The 17930-nt window shown below is 63.5% G+C and carries 15 protein-coding genes; 3 read left to right on the top strand and 12 right to left on the bottom strand.

Annotated elements, in window-relative coordinates; translation table 11 throughout:
- Positions 1 to 54 precede the first annotated feature (54 nt).
- The 8 genes from LB532_RS18005 to LB532_RS17970 form a co-directional block, all read right to left on the bottom strand.
- Positions 55 to 1161 carry an ABC transporter substrate-binding protein gene (locus tag LB532_RS18005; protein ID WP_140641675.1) on the bottom strand — a complete coding sequence of 369 codons (1107 nt, stop codon included), beginning with the start codon at positions 1159 to 1161 and terminating at the stop codon, positions 55 to 57.
- Between the two features lie 240 nt (positions 1162 to 1401).
- Positions 1402 to 2574, bottom strand: a complete 1173-nt coding sequence (locus LB532_RS18000) for an iron-containing alcohol dehydrogenase (RefSeq protein ID WP_140641677.1) — start codon at positions 2572 to 2574, stop codon at positions 1402 to 1404.
- A gap of 18 nt (positions 2575 to 2592) precedes the next feature.
- Entirely contained in the window at positions 2593 to 3978 is a 1386-nt protein-coding gene (locus LB532_RS17995) for an aldehyde dehydrogenase family protein (RefSeq protein WP_140641679.1), read from the bottom strand.
- A gap of 30 nt (positions 3979 to 4008) precedes the next feature.
- Positions 4009 to 4413, bottom strand: a complete 405-nt coding sequence (locus LB532_RS17990) for a type II toxin-antitoxin system VapC family toxin (RefSeq protein WP_224518925.1) — start codon at positions 4411 to 4413, stop codon at positions 4009 to 4011.
- A gap of 8 nt (positions 4414 to 4421) precedes the next feature.
- Positions 4422 to 4874, bottom strand: coding sequence for a hypothetical protein (locus tag LB532_RS17985; protein ID WP_140641681.1), 453 nt, complete (start codon positions 4872 to 4874; stop codon positions 4422 to 4424).
- A gap of 61 nt (positions 4875 to 4935) precedes the next feature.
- On the bottom strand, positions 4936 to 6306 hold the full coding sequence (locus LB532_RS17980; RefSeq protein WP_140641683.1) for a glutamine synthetase family protein: 1371 nt from the start codon (positions 6304 to 6306) through the stop codon (positions 4936 to 4938).
- Between the two features lie 98 nt (positions 6307 to 6404).
- Positions 6405 to 7961 carry an amino acid permease gene (locus tag LB532_RS17975; RefSeq protein ID WP_140496309.1) on the bottom strand — a complete coding sequence of 519 codons (1557 nt, stop codon included), beginning with the start codon at positions 7959 to 7961 and terminating at the stop codon, positions 6405 to 6407.
- A 19-nt stretch (positions 7962 to 7980) separates the two neighbouring features.
- On the bottom strand, positions 7981 to 8799 hold the full coding sequence (locus LB532_RS17970) for an N-formylglutamate amidohydrolase (protein WP_140641684.1): 819 nt from the start codon (positions 8797 to 8799) through the stop codon (positions 7981 to 7983).
- Positions 8800 to 8943: 144 nt separating this feature from the next.
- Here LB532_RS17970 and LB532_RS17965 point away from each other — a divergent pair, with 144 nt between their 5' ends.
- The 3 genes from LB532_RS17965 to LB532_RS17955 all read left to right on the top strand — a co-directional run bounded on the left by LB532_RS17965 (position 8944) and on the right by LB532_RS17955 (position 14334).
- Complete coding sequence (locus LB532_RS17965) at positions 8944 to 9768, top strand: MurR/RpiR family transcriptional regulator (protein WP_140641687.1); 825 nt, start codon at positions 8944 to 8946, stop codon at positions 9766 to 9768.
- Between the two features lie 280 nt (positions 9769 to 10048).
- Complete coding sequence (locus tag LB532_RS17960) at positions 10049 to 11206, top strand: efflux RND transporter periplasmic adaptor subunit (RefSeq protein WP_140641689.1); 1158 nt, start codon at positions 10049 to 10051, stop codon at positions 11204 to 11206.
- The gene (locus LB532_RS17955; protein ID WP_140641691.1) at positions 11203 to 14334 is read left to right on the top strand and encodes an efflux RND transporter permease subunit; all 3132 of its coding nucleotides are present in this window, start codon (positions 11203 to 11205) and stop codon (positions 14332 to 14334) included. Before LB532_RS17960 ends, LB532_RS17955 begins: the two co-directional genes overlap by 4 nt.
- A gap of 54 nt (positions 14335 to 14388) precedes the next feature.
- Here the strand turns inward: LB532_RS17955 and LB532_RS17950 are convergent, their stop codons facing one another.
- The 4 genes from LB532_RS17950 to LB532_RS17935 are packed head-to-tail and all read right to left on the bottom strand — an operon-like array spanning position 14389 to position 17756.
- A complete protein-coding gene (locus LB532_RS17950) occupies positions 14389 to 14796 on the bottom strand; it encodes a GtrA family protein (protein ID WP_140496314.1) in 408 nt (135 codons plus the stop codon).
- Positions 14793 to 15614: a ChbG/HpnK family deacetylase gene (locus tag LB532_RS17945; protein WP_140641693.1), complete on the bottom strand. Its 822-nt coding sequence runs from the start codon at positions 15612 to 15614 to the stop codon at positions 14793 to 14795. The genes LB532_RS17950 and LB532_RS17945 overlap by 4 nt, the downstream gene beginning before the upstream one ends.
- The gene (locus LB532_RS17940) at positions 15611 to 16597 is read right to left on the bottom strand and encodes a glycosyltransferase family 2 protein (protein WP_140641695.1); all 987 of its coding nucleotides are present in this window, start codon (positions 16595 to 16597) and stop codon (positions 15611 to 15613) included. Before LB532_RS17940 ends, LB532_RS17945 begins: the two co-directional genes overlap by 4 nt.
- Positions 16590 to 17756, bottom strand: a complete 1167-nt coding sequence (locus LB532_RS17935; RefSeq protein WP_140641697.1) for a glycosyltransferase family 87 protein — start codon at positions 17754 to 17756, stop codon at positions 16590 to 16592. The genes LB532_RS17940 and LB532_RS17935 overlap by 8 nt, the downstream gene beginning before the upstream one ends.
- Between the last annotated feature and the right edge of the window lie 174 nt (positions 17757 to 17930).

Genomic DNA, 17930 nt, shown 5'->3' with positions numbered 1-17930 from the left:
CCCTCTTCGAGGGGAAAACCGGGCGGCGCGAGGCCGCCCGGTGGATTTCAACTGTTACTTGACGTTGGCACCGACAACGGAGTCCCAGTTCTTGGTGACGGCTTCCTTGGCCTTGCCCTGCTCGTCCAGCGTCGGGAACACCGCCGAAGCATAGGCTTCCGCCGGCGGCAGTTTGGCCAGGACGTCCGCCGGGATCTTGCCGTTCTTGGCGAGATCGTTGAAGCGGATCGGGTGGCAATAGCCCTTGAGCCAGCCGATCTGGCCTTCGTCGGAATAGAGGTATTCCATCCAGAGCTTGGCTGCGTTCGGATGCGGCGCATAGGCGCTGATCGCCTGGACGTAGACGCCGGCGACGACGCCGGTCTTCGGCACGACGACGTCGACCGGCGGGTTGCCCTTCAGCGTGTCACGGCCGGCGAGCGCGTTGTAGTCCCAGTTGATCAGGATTGGGGTCTGGCCCTGGGCGAGTGTCGCCGGCTTGCCGATGACCGGTACGAAGTTGCCGGCGGCATTGAGCTTCTTGAAGAAGTCGAGGCCGGCGGTACCCGCGGCTTCGCCAGCCGCGGCGCCACTCGAAAGGCCAGCGGCGTAGACCGCCTGGATGGCCTGGTTCGAAGCGCGCGGATCACCCGCCAGAGCCACCGAATTGGCGAATTCCGGCTTCAGCAGATCGGCCCAGTCAGTAGGCGATTCCTTGACCAGATCCTTGTTCACCATCATCGCCAGAACGCCGTAGTAATCACCGTACCAGGCGCCGTCGGCATCCTTGGCGCTGTCGGGGATCGAGTCCCAGGTCGACACCTTGTAGGGCATCAGCAGGCCATCGGCCTTGGCGGTCGGGCCGAAGGACAGGCCGACGTCGATGACGTCGGGCGCCTGCGGGCCCTTATTGTCCTTGTTGGCCTTGATCGCCTCGACCTCGTCGCCCGAACCGGCGTCGGGATTGAGCTCGTTGATGGTGATTTCCGGATATTTCGCCTTGAACCCGGCGATGACGTCGCCGTAGCCGCACCAGTCATGCGGCAGCGCGATGGTGGTGAGCTGGCCTTCCGCCTTCGCGGCCTTGACGAGATCGTCCAGCGGAGCCGCGGACGAAATCACCGTCGACGCAAACAGCGCCGCGGCCGAAAGGGAAAGCACTTTCCCCGTGAATTTGAACATGTGTTCTCTCCGTTGAACTGACGCCGTTGGACGCCTGCGATGCGGTATCGTTTTCGTGTGACAGCCAGATGAAAGCTTTATGAAACCCCACCGCTGGCAGCACGAAAGTTAACTCCTTTTAATCGACGGTAGCAATTAGCCCCCACTTAATTTTCCGGCTAATTACTTTTTGCTTCGCACTTCACCCTTTCCCCTTGGTTGCCCCTGATTTTCCAGATCAATTTTACCCTGAAAGCGGTATCACACCGTGCCGGCGATTGCATTTTCGAGCAGCGTCAGCGCTGCTTTCTTGGTCAGCTTGACCGGGTTGCCGCCGGCTGTCGGATCGACCACCGCCATATCGGCGATCAAGGCCTTGCGCTTCTTGTCCATGTCGAGCCCCTTGATCAGGCCCGGCAGCGCATGCGGCACCTTCAATTCCTTGCGAAGCTTTATGACAGCCTTGGCGAAGCCATCGAAGCCGCCCCTTATGCCGCAATAGGCGGCGAGCCGCCCGATGCGGTCCTCGATCGCCGCGCGGTTGAAGGCGAGCACATAGGGCATGAACACCGCATTGGTCATGCCGTGATGGGTGTCGTAGAGCGCCCCGATGGGATGCGACAGCGAATGGATCGCCCCCAGCCCTTTCTGGAAGGCTGCCGCGCCCATCGCCGCGGCGCTCATCATGTTGGCTCGGGCGACCAGATCCCTGCCGTTGGCATAGGCCTTTGGCAGGTTCTCGAAGACAAGCCTGATGCCTTCCACGGCGATGCCGTCTGCCATCGGATGGTAGCCAGGCGCGCAATAAGCCTCGAGGCAATGGGCCAGCGCGTCCATGCCGGTGCCCGCGGTGATGAAGCCCGGCATGCCGATCGACAGCTCCGGATCGGCAATGACGATCGCCGGCAGCAGCTTCGGATGGAAGATGACCTTCTTGGTGTGGGTCGCCTCGTTGGTGATGACGCCGGCGCGGCCGACTTCGGAGCCGGTGCCGGCCGTGGTCGGCACCGCTATGATCGGCGCGATCGCATCCGAGTTGGCGCGTGTCCACCAGTCGCCGACATCCTCGAAATCCCAGACCGGCCGCGTCTGTCCCGCCTGGAAGGCGATCAGTTTGCCGAGGTCGAGCGCCGAGCCGCCGCCGAAGGCAATGACGCCGTCATGCTTGCCCTTATTGAACACCGCGATGCCAGCGGTGAGATTGGAATCGACTGGATTCGGCTTCACCTCGGAGAAAACGCCGTAGGGCACTTTTGCGTCATCGAGAATTTTCAGCGTCGAAGCGACGACCGGCAGTTTCGCCAGCCCCGGATCGGTGACGAATAGCGGCCGCTTGATGCCGGTGGCGGCGAGCACCTCGGGCAATTCCTTGATGCGCCCGGCGCCGAAGCGGACGGTGGTGGGGTAGTTCCATTTGGAGATCAGCTTGGACATGTTTGTCTTTCAAAAAAATCAGATGGCTTCGCGCAGGTGGAAGGATTTCGGCCGGGTCAGGTTGTCGTAGCCGATGGCTGACAAGCCGGCCCCCTTGCCGGTGTCCTTGACGCCGGTCCAAACCAGGGCCGGGTCGAGGTAGTCGCAGCGGTTCATGAATACGGTACCGGTCTCGACGCGCTCGCCGATCGCCACCGCATGCTCGGTGTCGCGCGTCCAGATCGAGGCGGTCAGGCCGTAGGGGCTGTCGTTCATCAGCGCGATCGCCTCCTCGTCGTTGCGCACCTTCATGATGCCGACGATCGGGCCAAAACTTTCCTCGCGCATGACGCTCATCTGGTGGTCGACGCCGGTCAGCACCTCCGGCGCCAGATAGGGCGAGCCGGCCTTGTCCTGAGCCACCTTCATGTTGATATGCGCCTTGGCGCCCTTGCGCAGCGCCTCGGCCTTCTGCTCACGGATCAGGTCGGCGAAACGCGCCTGCGCCATCGGCCCCATCGTCGTCGCCTGTTCGAGCGGGTTGCCGACGACATAGTTCTTCGTCTCGGCGATGAAGGCTTCGACGAACTCGTCATAGACCCTTTCATGCACATAGACGCGTTCGATGCCGCAGCAGCACTGGCCGGAATTGTAGAAGGCGCCATCGACCAGATTGGCGACCGCATGGTCCATCTTGGCGTCGGGCAAGACATAGGCCGGATCCTTGCCGCCAAGCTCCAACCCGAGCGTCATGAAGGTGCCCGCCGCCGCCTTTTCGATGGCGCGGCCGCCGGCGACCGAGCCGGTGAAATTGACGTGGTCGATCTTGCCCGAGCCGAGCAATCTCTCTGCCTGGGCATGGTTCAGCACGATGTTCTGGAACACGCCCTTGGGTAGGCCTGCTGTGTCGAAAGCCTGCTGGAAACGCTCGCCGACCAGCAGCGTCTGCGCGGCATGTTTGAGGATGACGGTGTTGCCGGCCATGAGCGCCGGCACGATGGTGTTGACCGCGGTGAGGTAAGGGTAGTTCCAGGGCGCGATCACCATGACCACGCCGAGCGGATCCTTCTTCACATAGCGGCGGAACCCGTCCTTCGGATTGGAAGCCGGGACCGATTTCAGCGCCGCCTCGGCGATCTCGACCATATAGCTGGTGCGTTCCTTGACGCCGCCGAACTCGCCGCCATAGCGCACCGGACGCCCCATCTGCCAGGCAATCTCCGGCACGATTTCGTCGGTCATGGCGACCAACGCCTCGAGCATCGCCAGCATGTACTTGCCGCGCTCGACGATCGGAGTCTGCGCCCACTTTTCCTGCGCTGCCTTGGCGCGCTCGACAGCGGCATTGACCGCCTGGTCGGTGGCGATCGGACGCTCGGCATAGACCGAACCATCGATAGGGGATTTGAGTTTCACGATTTCCAAGAAGATGTCTCCATATCGAAAGGCAAAGCGTCAGCAGGCAAGGGCGCGAACATGCCCCGCTCTCGCATAATCCAGTATCGACTGATCGCGCGTCACGAGCGTCAGATCGAACGCCCGTGCCGTCGCGATCAATATTCTATCTGCCGGATCGCCGTGAAGCGATCCGGGCAAGAAGGACGATTCAATCAATAAGCCCGGCGAAAGAGCCTCTACCTTGATGCCTGGCGTGGCGATCACTTCCCCAAAAATGCTTGTTGGCGACTTTGCTGCCGCCAATCGGCCCTTGGCGCTCAGCAGGCCCAATTCCCAGGCCGAAATGGGGGAAACCCGGATCTTCTCGTCAACAGCCGCGGCGGTATTGATCGCAGTCTTGGCTTCCGGCCTGATCGGCTCGTTCAGCGCTATCCATATGATCGCGCACGTGTCGAGCAGCAACCTATGCGTCACGGCTGCACATCAGGCTCAAAAGCCGGCCTAGTGTAATCATGCCCTGGGCAAAGCGTAACCTTGCCCGTCCATATGCCGAAAAGCGGATGGTCGATATTTTCCCGTGGAAGTTCGTAGCTAGCCTGCGCTGGCTCCGCCATTCCCGGAGGAGTCTTGTCCATGGTAGCCATGTCCGGCTTTCGATAGCCCTCGGGCCATCCCTCCAGTTTAAAATCCACGCGTTCGTTCGCAAGGTCGACATGGGACGCCCGATAGTTTGCGCGCATCCAGGCGCGTGCCTGGCTGTGCCCGTTCGGGCTGTTAGCCCACCATTCCTGCCGCTGTCGCGCCGACGGCGGCAAGCGGCCGCCTATTATTTGCTCGATCTCCGCGAAGCTCATGGACATACGGCCTTGGCCCGAGAACAGAAGATGCTCGAAAAGCGGATGGTATTTGGTTCCTTCGGTCATCGCATAAATCTAGTTCAATCCGCGTTTCCGATCAAGGTAAGGCTAGTAACTTACTATCTTTCTAGTATCGCTCGAACCCCCGATGCAGTTCCCAATCCGTAATGCGGCGGTCGTATTCGAACTGCTCCCACTTGGCGGTGTGGACATAGTGTTCGAGCACATCCTCGCCGAGCGACTGCTTCAGCATCTCCGATTTCGCCATGGTCTCGGTCGCATCGCGCAGCGTCTTCGGGATTTCCGGCAGCTGCGAGGCCTGGTAGGCATCGCCGACGAACGGCTTCTGCAGTTCCAGCTTCTCGTCGATGCCGGCAAGGCCCGACGCGATCAATGCAGCGAAGGCGAGATAGGGGTTCAGGTCGGCACCGCCGATGCGGCATTCCATCCGGATGCCCTTGGTGCCCTCGCCGCACAGCCGGAAGCCGGCAGTGCGGTTGTCCTCGCTCCACATGATCTTGGTCGGCGCGAAGGTGCCGGCCTGGAAGCGCTTGTAGGAATTGATGTAGGGCGCCAGGAACCAGGTGAACTCCTTGGCGTATTTGAGTTGGCCCGCCGCCCACTGCTGGCCGAGGCTCGACAGCGTCCAGTCGGCTTGTCTGTCGAAGAAAAGCGGCGTCTTGCCGTCGGCGCTCCAGAGCGAATTGTGGATGTGGCTGGAATTGCCGGCGAGCCCGTAATTGTACTTGGCCATGAAGGAAATCGCCTTGCCTTCGGATTCGGCGATCTCCTTGGCGCCGTTCTTCAGGATGACGTGGCGATCGGCCATGTCGAGGGCCTCGGCATAGCGCACATTGATCTCTTCCTGACCCGGCCCCCACTCGCCCTTCGAATTCTCGATCGGGATGCCTGCAGCTTCCATCTCGTTGCGAAGCCGTCGCATGACGCCTTCTTCCTTGGTGGTGATGCCGATCTGATAATCGCCGATATAGGGCGAGGCGGTGTCGAGGCCCTGCCAGTGCTTCTTGCGCGCCGACTCGTAGGTCTCGCTGAAGAGGTAGAATTCGAGTTCGGAGGCGAAATAGCCGATATAGCCGCGCTCCGTCAGCCGCTTGACCTGCTTCTTCAGGATGGCGCGCGGGGAATGCGGCAGGTCGTCATGGGTGTGGTGGTCGAGCACGTCGCAGATCACGAGCGCTGTCTTTTCCAGCCACGGAATGCGCCGCAGCGTCGCGAGGTCGGGCTTCATGACGAAATCGCCATAGCCCTTCGACCAGCTTGCCGCCTTGTAGCCGGGCACCGGCTCCATATCGATGTCGGCGGCCAGGAGATAGTTGCAGCCATGCGTCTCGTCATGCGCGGAATCGACGAAGTACTGGGCCAGGAACCGTTTTCCCGCCAGCCGCCCCTGCATATCGACGATGCAGGCCAGCACCGTGTCGATCTCCCCGCCGGAAACCGCTTTCCTCAACTGATCGAACGTGAAATTTCCGGCCATTCCTTTGGCGCTCCAGTGCTTGTCATTTCGGGCTGTCGATTTCGAAGGGTCGAAGCCATGGCCGGCGATGCGCCGGCCATGGCTGTGAGATGCTGGCCTCAGTGGCCGGTTTCGCCGACGGCCTGCTCAGCCGCCTTGATCGCCGCCTGGCGCGCCGCGATGATGTCGCCGAGCGGTGGACCCTGGAAGCGGTTGCGCTCGAAGGCAAACCAGACGATCGCGGTCAGGATGAAGAAGCCGACGGTGATGTAGAGCGCCCAGTCGTTCGGCGGCTGGATGCCGATGACGAAGATCAGGATCATCGACACGATCGACAGGACCGCAAACAGCATGAACACGCCGCGCCCCATGTTCCAGGGTCCCATCTTGTCCCACTTGGGCGTGCCCCAGGCCAGCATGCCGAGCACGATCGGCACGGTGAAGGACAGGAACAGGAAGATGACGGTGCAGGAGACCACGATGGTGTAGGCCGAGGTGCCGGCAACCGAAACCAGTGTCGAGCCCCAGACGAACAGCACCGACAGGATCGATGCCGTCCAGATCGCCGCCACCGGCGTGCGGTAGGTCGGACTGACCTTGGCCAGTGCCGACGAACCCGGCAGGCCGCCGTCACGCGAGAAGGCGAAGATCATGCGCGAGGCTGAGGTGACGGTGGCGAGGCCGCACAGCAGCTGAGCGATGAACACGACGAGATAGACGAACTCCTTGAGGCCAGGGCTGACGCGCTGGTCGAAAGCCCAGAAGAACACGTTCCAGCCTTGCTTGGCGGCATCGTCCATATTCGGGATCATCAGCACGAAGGCGGCCAGGAACAGATAGCCGAATACGGCCGACCAGATCACCGACATGACCATGGCGCGCGGCACCGAGCTGGCCGCCTTGATGGTCTCCTCGGACGTATGCGCCGAGGCGTCGTAGCCGGTGATGGTGTAGATCGGCAGCAGGAGGCCGAGCGCGAACACCCAGGCGTTCGAAACCGACGGCCAGACGCCGCCTCCGGCATCGCCGGAGTAGTTATGGAAGGTGAACAGCCGGCTGAAATCCCAGGTTTCGGCGGAGAGCAGGCAGACCACCGCGATCAGGATCGAGCCGAAGAAGATGAGGTAGCCCGAGAAGTCGGTGAGCTTGGCCGTCAGCTTGATGCCGAGATGGTTGATCAGCGCCTGGGCGCCGGTGATGATGACCAGAAAGATCATCTGGTTGGTCAGCGTGCCTTCGATGCCGAGCGCCGGTCCGAAGGCGCCGATGAAGAAGGTCCAGGTGCCGACATTGATGGCGCCGAGCACGGTGATCAGGCCGAGAAGGTTGAGCCAGGCCGTGACCCAGCCGGTGCCGCGGTTGCCCAGGATCGAGCCCCAATGATAGAGCCCGCCGGCCGTCGGATAGGCCGAGCTGATCTGCGACATGGCGACGGCGAACGTCAACGAGACGAAGCAGCCGACCAGCCAGCCTATGCCGATGCCGATGCCGCCGGCGCCCGACGTTGCCTGCGCCAGCGAATTGATGCCGCCCGACAGGATGCAGATGATGGAGAAGGAAACGGCGAAATTCGAAAAGCGGCTGAGGCGCCGCTCCAGTTCCTGGGCGTAGCCCATGCTGTGGAGGACCTTGACGTCCTCCGCCTTGTCAACTTCGGTATATCCAGGTGCTGCCATTTTTAGTCCCCTTGCGTTCTCAGCTAGCCGATTGAACTGACTTTCCCACTGCGTGTTCCCTGGCGCCCCTGGTCTCCTCGGGCTCCAGATCCGAAAAGATGCCTGTGAGCAAATCCGCCCATTTCCGCTGCCCGGTCTCGCCGGAGATTTCATCGTTGCGGATTTCGATCATCGCGCAGGGCAGCCCGCGCGGGCGCGCATGGCGTTCCAGCGTAAAATAGACGCGGTCGGCCGGCGAATAGGGCTCGTTGACGCCGACGGTGATGCCGGCAAGCCGCCGCAGCGCCGATATCAGCGGCGCTGCCAGCCGGCGGTCGTCATCGTGAATGATGCCGATATGCCAGGGCCGGTCGCGGCCTTTGTAGACCGGCGTGAAGGAATGCACCGATACCAGCCGCGTCTCCTGGCCGCGCGCCAGCCTGTCTTCGACAATATGCTCGATGGCGCTATGGAACGGCTGCCATGACAGGGCGACCCGCGCTGCGCGCTGCTTTTCCGACAGGCCGGTGTTGCCCGGTATGGCCGTGGTTTCGCTGACCGGCGGCACCAGGTCCGGCGCGTCAAGCGGCCGGTTGCAGTCGATGACGAGACGCGAAATGCAGGTTTCGACCAGCGTCGCATCGAGCGCCTGCGCCATGCGCAGCGCAACCGGCAGTGCGCCCGGGTCCCAGGCGATGTGGCGCGACAGGTCCTCCGCGGTGAGACCGAGCGTGCCGAATTCGGGGGGCAGGAAATTGGAGGCGTGGTCGCAGGTGAGCACGAAGGGGCTCGATCCGCCCGGGTTGGTCACCCTTACGGCATCAGGCGATGCAAGGCTGGCGGGCCGTGCTTTCTCCATAGTCTGCGGTCCCCGGGGAGCGCTGTATCGTATGTTACGTATTTTGCCTCATTGCGTCCCTATGGATGATTTCATACAGTTTGTCCGGCTTTGTCAAATGCGATTTGGGGAAAACACCGTCGGCCGGGCCATGGGTGGGAAAAGATGATTTCCAGTATTGCTGAATTGATCGCCGACCGCATCGGCACGATGCCGACCGGCGAGCGGCGCGCGGCCCAGGCGCTGATAGCGAGCTATCCGATGATCGGTCTGAAGACTGTCGCCGAATTCTCGTCCGCGGCCGGCGTGTCTTCGCCGACGATCCTGCGTTTCGTCGCCAGGCTCGGCTTCCAGAACTATCCGGAGTTCCAGTCGAGCCTGCAGGACGAACTGGCGGCGCAATTGCAGTCCCCTGCGACCCGCACGCTCAATCCGCCCTTGCCCGGCGGCACGGCGTCGCCGATGCTGGAGGCAACGCTCGACAACATGCGCGAGACGTTCCGGCACCTGTCCGACAAGCAGCTTGCCGACATCGCGTCCCGCCTCGCCGAGCGTCGCGGCAAGACATTCCTGATCGGCGGCCGCTTCACCGACCCGCTGGCACGCTACATGGCCGCCCACCTCGCCATCATCCAGCCTGACGTCATTCACCTCGCCGGCCAGGAAAGCATGTGGCGCGACAGGCTGATCGACATGGGCAAGCGCGACGTGCTGGTCATTTTCGACATCAGGCGCTACCAGGACAGCCTCATCCGTTTCGCCGAGAAGGCGCATCAGCGTGGCGTGCAGATCGTGCTGTTCACCGACCAGTGGCTGTCGCCGATCGCCCGCTTCGCCCGCCACGTCATCGCCGGGCGAACCGCCGTGCCTTCAGCATGGGACTCCTCGGCGGCGCTCTTCGTCGTCGCCGAAACGCTGATCGGCGCCGTCACAAGGCAACTCGAGGCCGACGGCGCCCGGCGCATCCGCGAGATGGAAGGCCTGCGTTGATGCAGCCCCGGGACAAGTCTGAAACGATTTCGGTCCGAAACTGGCGCCGGGGCCGCATAACCGGCGTTGTAATCTCGAAAGTCCGGCTCGAAGTGAACTAAAAAATCAAAACGGCACGGACACCGGCAACGTTACGCATATTTAATGTGCGCGGACACTGAAGAATTGTCATAAAGGCACGATATCGGGGGCTTGCTTCTTGCCTTACAATAGCCCCGCTGCGTCTGCTTATTTCGGGAAACCGGTGGACGGAAGGATTGTTTTGCCAACCGGAGTGCCGATGGCCGCCTGGAAACAGATACTTTTCGCCCTTGTGGTGCTGGTGGTGGCGGCTGCCGCCTGGCTGCGCTTTTTTCCGGGCGCGCCGGACGTGCTGGCGCGCTGGGGAATAGACTGGGTCTACGCGGCAACGTCTCCGGCTGAAAAAACCGGCGTCGGCACGAAATCCGCTGGCGGCGAGCGAGCCCGTCAGGTCAACGTCGTCGTCGTGCCCGCTATTTCCGCGACCATAAACGATCGGCTCCAGGCCATTGGCACCGGCCGCGCCAATGCGTCGGTGACGGTCAATCCCTACTCCTCCGGCCGTCTCGCCGAATTGCTGGTTTCGTCCGGCACCCATGTCGACAAGGGACAGGTCATCGCGACCCTCGATTCCGAAACCGAAGTGATCGCCCAGGACCGTGCCCGGCTCGCGCTTCAGGACGCCCAGGCCAAGCTCGACCGGGTCAGGTCTCTGCGCGCCTCCAATGCGGCGACACCGGTCGCCGTCGCCGATGCCGAAGTGGTGCTGGCCGGTGCCAAGCTGGCTCTACAGGATGCGGAACTCGCACTGCACCGTCGGTCTGTTCTCGCCCCGATCTCCGGCACGGTCGGCATCCTGCCGATCTCCGCCGGCAACTACGTGACCAACCAGTCGGCGATCGCCACGCTCGACGACCGTTCCTCGATCCTTGTCGATTTCCTGGTGCCGGAACGCTTCGCGGCCGCCGTCAAGATCGGCGCGCAATTGTCGGCGACGCCGATCGCCAACCCCGGCAACAGCTATACCGGCACGGTTTCGGCCATCGACAACCACATCGACGAGAACAGCCGTACGCTTCTGGTCAAGGCGACGATCGCCAACCCGGCCGATTCGCTGCGCGCCGGCATGTCGTTCGCCATCACCATGAAATTCCCCGGCGAGACCTATCCCGCCGTCAGCCCGCTGGCGATCCTGTGGGGCTCGGACGGCGCTTACGTCTGGGCGGTCGAGAACGGCAAGGCCAAGCGGGTGCCGGTGCGCATCATCCAGCGCAACACCGAAACCGTGTTGATCGACGCGGAGCTGGACAGTGGCGACATGGTGGTGACCGAAGGCACCCAGAGCGTCAGCGAGGGCGGCGAAGTCCGCATCGCCCGTGGAGAGCAGCGCGCTGCGAACGCGGCCGAAGGCTCATGACCGGAGCCGTCAACGCCGCCAGCGAGACCGGCTTTACCGCCCTGTTCATTCGCAGGCCGGTCATGGCCTTGGTGCTGAATGTCCTCATCGCGGTCGCCGGCCTTGCCGCCTTCTATGGCGTCGAGATCCGCGAACTGCCTGATGTCGACCGCGCCGTCGTCACGGTTTCCACCACTTTCGAAGGCGCGGCGGCCGAAACGGTCGATCGCGAACTGACCGACACGATCGAGGGAGCTGTTGCCCGCGTCTCCGGCGTCAAGTCGATCTCGTCGACCTCGTCCTTCGGCTCGAGCCGCGTCACCATCGAATTCAACGACGGCGTCGACCTCAATGTCGGGGCCTCGGATGTGCGGGATGCCGTCGGCCGCGTCGCCAACCAGATGCCGGAGACGGCCGATCCGCCGCGCATCGTCAAGGCCGACGCCAACTCCGACCCCGTGATGCGCCTGGCCGTCACCTCCGACACCATGTCGGTGCAGGACATGACCGTCGTGGTCCAGGACCAGATCGAGGATGAACTGGCCGCCGTTCCAGGCGTCGCGGACGTCCAGGTCTATGGCGACCGCGACAAGATCTTCCGCATCGACGTCGACCAGAACAAGCTCGCTAGCCTGGGCTTCACCGTCGCCGACCTCAGGACCGCCCTTGCCTCGGTCGCCTTCGATTCACCCGCCGGCTCGATCACCACGACCGATCAAGACCTGATCGTTCGCACCACGGCCGATGTGACGACGCCGGAAGAATTCGAGAACATCATCATTGGCGGCACGACGCGCATCCGCGATGTCGCCACCGTCACGCTCGGCCCCGACATCGGCCAGACCACGTTGCGTTCGGACGGCAAGACCGGCATCGGCATCGGCATCATCCGCCAGGCGGAATCGAACACGCTGGATATCTCCACCGGCGTCAAGGCCGCCGTCGAGGAATTGCAGGCAAATCTGCCGGAAGGCATGTCGATCAAGGTCACCAGCGACGACGCGGTGTTCGTCAATGGCGCCGTGCACGAGGTGGAGATCGCGCTCGCGCTTTCCGTCTCCATCGTTCTGGTCGTCATTTATGCCTTTCTTCTCGACTGGCGCGCCACGCTCATTCCGGGCCTGTCGATGCCCGTCGCCATGATCGGCACCATTGCGGCGATCTATCTCGCTGGTTTCTCGATCAACATCCTGACGCTGCTGGCCCTGGTGCTGGCGACGGGGCTTGTCGTCGATGATGCGATCGTCGTTTTGGAAAACATCGTGCGGCGGCGCAATCAAGGCATGGGGCCGCGTGCCGCCGCAGTGCTCGGCGCACAGGAGGTGTTCTTCGCCGTCATCGCCACCACCCTGACGCTGGTTGCCGTCTTCGTGCCGATCTCCTTCCTGCCGGGCCAGACCGGCGGCCTGTTCCGCGAATTCGGCTTCGTGCTCGCCATGTCGGTGCTGTTGTCCTGCGTGGTCGCGCTGACGCTTTGCCCCATGCTTGCCTCGCGCATGCTGTCCACTGCTGCCCACCACCACGAGGGAGGCAACGGCGTCGGCGCACGCATCGGCGGCGCGCTGAACGCGGCCTACCGGCGCAGCCTGCATGTCTGCCTCGACGCGCCCTGGATCGTGGTGCTGGTGGCGCTGCTGTTCGCCGGCACCGCATTCGCACTGTTCGGCACCATCCGCCAGGAATTGACGCCGACCGAGGATCGCGCGGTCGTGCTGCTTCGCATCAGCGCCCCGCAAGGCGTCAGCCTCGACTACACGACGCAGCAGATGCAGAAGATCGAAAAGCTGATCCAGCCGCTGCGTGATTCCGGCGAAATCGTCAGCACTTTCGAGAGCGCCGGCCAGAACGGCGCCTATAATTCAGGCTTCATGGTGATGACGCTGGCGCCCTGGGACGAGCGCAGCCGCAGCCAGCAGGAGATCATGGCCGAGATCAGCCAGCTCACCCGCCAGGTGCCCAGCGTGCGCATCTTCCCGGTGCAGCCCAACAGCCTCGGCATCCGTGGCGCCGGCAACGGCCTCCAGTTCGCGCTGGTCGGCAACGACCGCAAGGCGCTCGGCGACGCGGCCGTCAAGATCATCGCCGAGATGCAGAAGGATCCGCGTTTCCAGACACCCCGTCTTTCCATCGACCCGACCCAGCCGCAGCTCTCCGTCGCCATCGACCGCGAGCGCGCCTCCGATCTCGGCATCGACATCACCGGGCTGGCCGACACCATGCAGGCCATGCTCGACGGCAACGACGTCGTCGATGTCTACATCGCCGACCGCAGCTACGGGGTGAAGCTGGTTTCGACCACCAACCCGATCAACGATCCGACCGACCTGGAGAACGTCTTCCTGAAGACGGCTGACGGCCATTTCGTGCCGATGTCGACCATCGCCACGCTGGCCGAGCGTGCCGTGCCGCCCTCGCTGTCGCGCGAGCAGCAGCAGCCGTCGGTGGCGATCACGTCCAACCTCGGCGGCGATTTCGCGCTCGGCTCGGCCCTTACGCGCGCCGAGGAGATCGCAACGCCGCTTCTGCCGCCGGGCAGCCGCATCGTGCCGTTGGCCGAGGCGGCGACGCTGGGTGAGACCAACAGCGCCATGGTCACCATCTTCGGTTTTGCCCTGGTCATCATCCTGCTGGTGCTTGCCGCGCAATTCGAGAGCTTCGTCAGCGCTGTCATCATTATGGCGACAGTGCCGCTCGGCCTCGCCTGCGCCATCTTCGCGCTTCTGCTCTCGGGCACCAGCCTCAACGCCTACAGCCAGATAGGCCTGGTGCTGCTGGTCGGCGTCATGGCCAAGAACGGCATCCTGATCGTCGAATTCGCAAACCAGCTGCGCGATCGCGGACTGGGCGTGCGCGAGGCGATCGAACAGGCTTCGACCATTCGCTTGCGCCCGGTGATGATGACCATGATCTGCACCGTGCTCGGCGGCGTGCCGCTGGTGCTGGCGGCGGGCGCCGGCGCCGAGGCCCGTATCGCGCTCGGCTGGGTGATCGTCGGCGGACTGGGGCTGGCCACCGTCTCGACGCTGTTCCTGACCCCCGTCGCCTATCTCTTGCTCGGCCGCTTCGTCACGCCGAAGACCCACGAGGAGGCGCGGCTGAAGCGCGAACTTGAGGAAGCCGCCTACACCGATGTCGAGCCGGCTGAATAGGGAATTTCAGGAGGCCGTGTAGCGAGTCCGGAATTTTCGTGGGGAAACAGCCTGCTATTTCAAAAGACGGCCCTCGATCGACCAGCGCGCGGCGAGGAAATTCAGCACCGCCGCCACAACCACCCCGCCGATCTTTGCCGGCCACACGCCGACGACGCCGGCGAACAATGCGATCGCGAGGCTGGAGACACCGAGCGAAATCAGCGCGCCGAGCGAGGCGAAGCGAAGAAAGGCATGATGCAGCCGGATGGCCGGATCGCGCTCGAACGACCAGAAGCCGTTGGCCGCGAAGGAGAAGGTGACGGCAATGAACCAGGACGCAACGTTGGCGGGCAGCGGCGGCACGTGCAGCTTGAGCAGCAGAAAGAAGCCGGCAAGGTCGATGGCCGTGTTCACCAGGCCGACAATGGCGAAGCGGATAATCTTGTTGCCGGTCGAACGCCGGGACTGATCGGCACTCATGCCATGCCGTCCATGATGCCGACACGCGCGCGAGCCAGGTTTGCGCCGAAATGATCGGAGGCGAGAACCGCGAATTCGACTTCGCGCACATCTTGCATCGGGTCGCGTGCACGCAACGTCTCGTCGACATGCCCGGGATGGCACATGAACAGTCCCTCTTCCGGCAGGCTTTCAACGGCGGTTTGCAGGGCGGGCGCGAACTTTTCCGGCTGCCGCCAGTCATAGATGCCGGCGAGCGGCGCCCTCACGGTGAAGCCGGCGCGCCGCATGGATCGGTTGAAACCAGTTGCCATGGCGGCGATCGCCGCAATTTTCGATGCCGCCGCTCCGCTGCCGGCCAGCGCCGGCGCCCCGCGCAGCCACGGTCCGCCGGCATCTCCGGCGAAACGCCCCCGCAGCCATTTGCGCACGACAGGCAGGAAATGCACATGCTGGTGGCCGTCGATGAAATCGGGCCGGCGCCCGAGCGCCTCGACGAAGCGGCCAAATTGGGCGTCGAGCTCTGCATGGACGTCGCAGGTCTCGATGCCGCCGCGCAGGATCGGCAATGCCAGCGAGCGGAGCGGCGGCAGCCGGCCTTCCGGCGCCAGGCTCGACGGGCCGGTCACGGCCGGCTGGTCCGTCAAGGTCAGATGCAGGCCGACGGCGACCCGGCCGCACAGCGGCTTGATGCGTTCCGCCTCCCCCGGCCATTCCGCGAAACCGGTCATGCAACCGGTGCCCGTAAGCCGCCCGCGATCGAGCAGGTCGAGGATCGCCGCCGAGACGCCGGGCGCCAGGCCGTAATCGTCGGCGATCAGGCGGATGCCGCGCATCATGCCCCGGGAACGCCCGGCGCCGACCTGGCGGGAACATCGCTGCGCACGATATCGCGCACGATGTAGACCGGGCGGTCCTTGCTTTCGCTGAGCGTGACCCAGACATATTCGCCGATCAGCCCGAGAAGTGTCAGGTTGAGGCCGCCGAGCAGCACCACGGCGACCAGCAGGCTCGGATAGCCTGGAACGGCAATGCCGTAGAACAGCACCTCGAAGAGCACTTTCGCGCCGTAGACCGCGCCGGCAAACGCCGCAAGCAGTCCGCTGAGGCTGATCAGGCGCAGCGGAATCACCGAAAAGGACGTAAACCCCTCTAGCGAAAAGGCGATCAGGTTGAGCCGGCTCCATTTCGACTTGCCGCCGGCGCGGTTTTCCGGCGAATAGGATATGGCCTTCTGGCGGAAGCCGGCCCAGGCGAACAGGCCCTTGTTGAAGCGCCTTTTGTCGCGCAGGCTGGTCAATGCGCGCGCCACGGTGCCGCGCATGACGCGAAAGTCGCCTGCATTCTCGGGAATATCGAACCGCTGGCTGCTGTTGATCAGGCTGTAGAACAGTTTCGCCAACTGGCTGCGCCGCCAGCTTGCCCCGCGCCGGTCGTTCTGCGCGTAGACGACATCGACGTCCGGATTCTCAGCCAGCTCGACGATCATCTTCAGGCTGGTCTCCAGGGAGTGTTGCAGATCCGCGTCCATGACAAGCACCATGTCGCCCCGCGAGTGGTCGAGGCCGGCGAGCACGGCGACCTCCTTGCCGAAATTGCGGCTGAGGCGCACGATTTCCCATGATCCCGAAAGCGCATGCGAAAACCGGCCGGCGCTATCGTCCCGGCTGCCGTCGTCGACCAGGATCTTGTGGACCTGCATGCCGAAGCGGCTCGACACCGCCGCCTCGAGCGCGTCGAGCAATGCCGCGAAAGCCGTTGCCGATTGCGCCTCGTTGAAGAACGGCGCCACGATATCGAGTGTCGGGCGCATCTCAGCCATGGGCGACAGGCTCCGCATTCACCAATTTTTGTCGCGCCTTGGCCCAGAACCACCGTATTAGGAAGCAGGCGATGAAAGTGACCGTGATCGGCCGAAACCAGGGATAGAGAAAGTCATGCATGTGGCGCTCGACACCGGTCAAACCTGTCAGGAATAAAGTCATGGACAGCACGCAGGCCAGGACGCCACCTTTTTCTTCGCGCCACAACAGCGCAATGGCAAGGCCGGCGGGCACCGCAATCATGGCATAGGTGTTGGGCTCGACGCGCGGGTTGAAGACGCACATGTAGAAGGCCGCCGTCAGGAAGATGGCGAGTCCGGCCGGCCCTTGTTCGAGCTTGCGGTCGAACCAGAGCACGATCGAGAGCGTCAGCAGGCCGATCACGACGCGCACCGCCGTGGCAACCGAGTCCGGAACGGGCAGCCCCATCTCGATAAAGGGCGCAGTGAAATCGGTAGGAACAAAATGGCTGGTCTTGTCGACGGCCATCGACGTCAGCATGCGGGCGAAATCGCCATACTGCTCGTTCAGGTAGCCGGCGGGAGCGAAAGCGTAGGGTATGGCGAGCACGAACAGCACCGCCAGCACAAGGGCCGGTATCAGCCGCGGGCGCAACGCCCCCGCCAACAGCAGCATGATGATCGCGGTCGGCTTGGCCGTGATGGCAAGCGAGGCCCAGAGAAAGGTCTCCGCACGCCGTCCTTCCAGTGCCGAGAGGGTCAAGAGCCAGCAGGCGCCGGTCAGCAGGATTGTCGCCTGCCCGTTGCGGATGGCGCCCAGCGTCATCGGCAAAGCGAGGAAGAGGCCGAAGGAAAGCAGCCAGGTCTGCTCCTGTCCGCCCAGCTTGCGCACCTGCCGCGCCGCGGCAAGGGTGAGAACGGCGAAACCGAGGGCATGCCAGGCCAGCCCGCCAAGATGCGGCCCCAGAGTCAAGAACGGAATATAGAGCGCGGCGAAGGCGGGCGTGTAAAGGTATCCCATCTCGGACTCGAGGTCGTAGAGCGGCCGGCCGGCCAGAAACTCCACGCTGCCATATCTGTAGGCGTGCAACACGGTGCGCGCGTCGGGCGACCACAGGACCAGGCCAAGCACGACCGCGAATGCTCCGATCCACAGGCTAAGCCCCAGACGGTCGAAAACCGGCTTGGAAATCCTCATCAAGCACCCCACACCAATCCGGAACAGGCCCGGTCCAGCACTGTCCCAGCGTTCATTGGCGGCGGCATATCACGGACAAAGCGGGGTGGCATAGGGGGATCGAACGGTGTGGCCGCCGATGACATTGAACGATCGCAGCCAACAAACCACCCCCTTTCCGGCCCTCGAAGGCTA

The sequence above is a fragment of the Mesorhizobium sp. ESP-6-2 genome, assembly GCF_020164675.1.
Classification (GTDB): domain Bacteria; phylum Pseudomonadota; class Alphaproteobacteria; order Rhizobiales; family Rhizobiaceae; genus Mesorhizobium.
The sequence above is the reverse complement of the archived record's forward strand: the minus strand, read 5'-3'. Positions and strand labels throughout refer to the sequence as shown.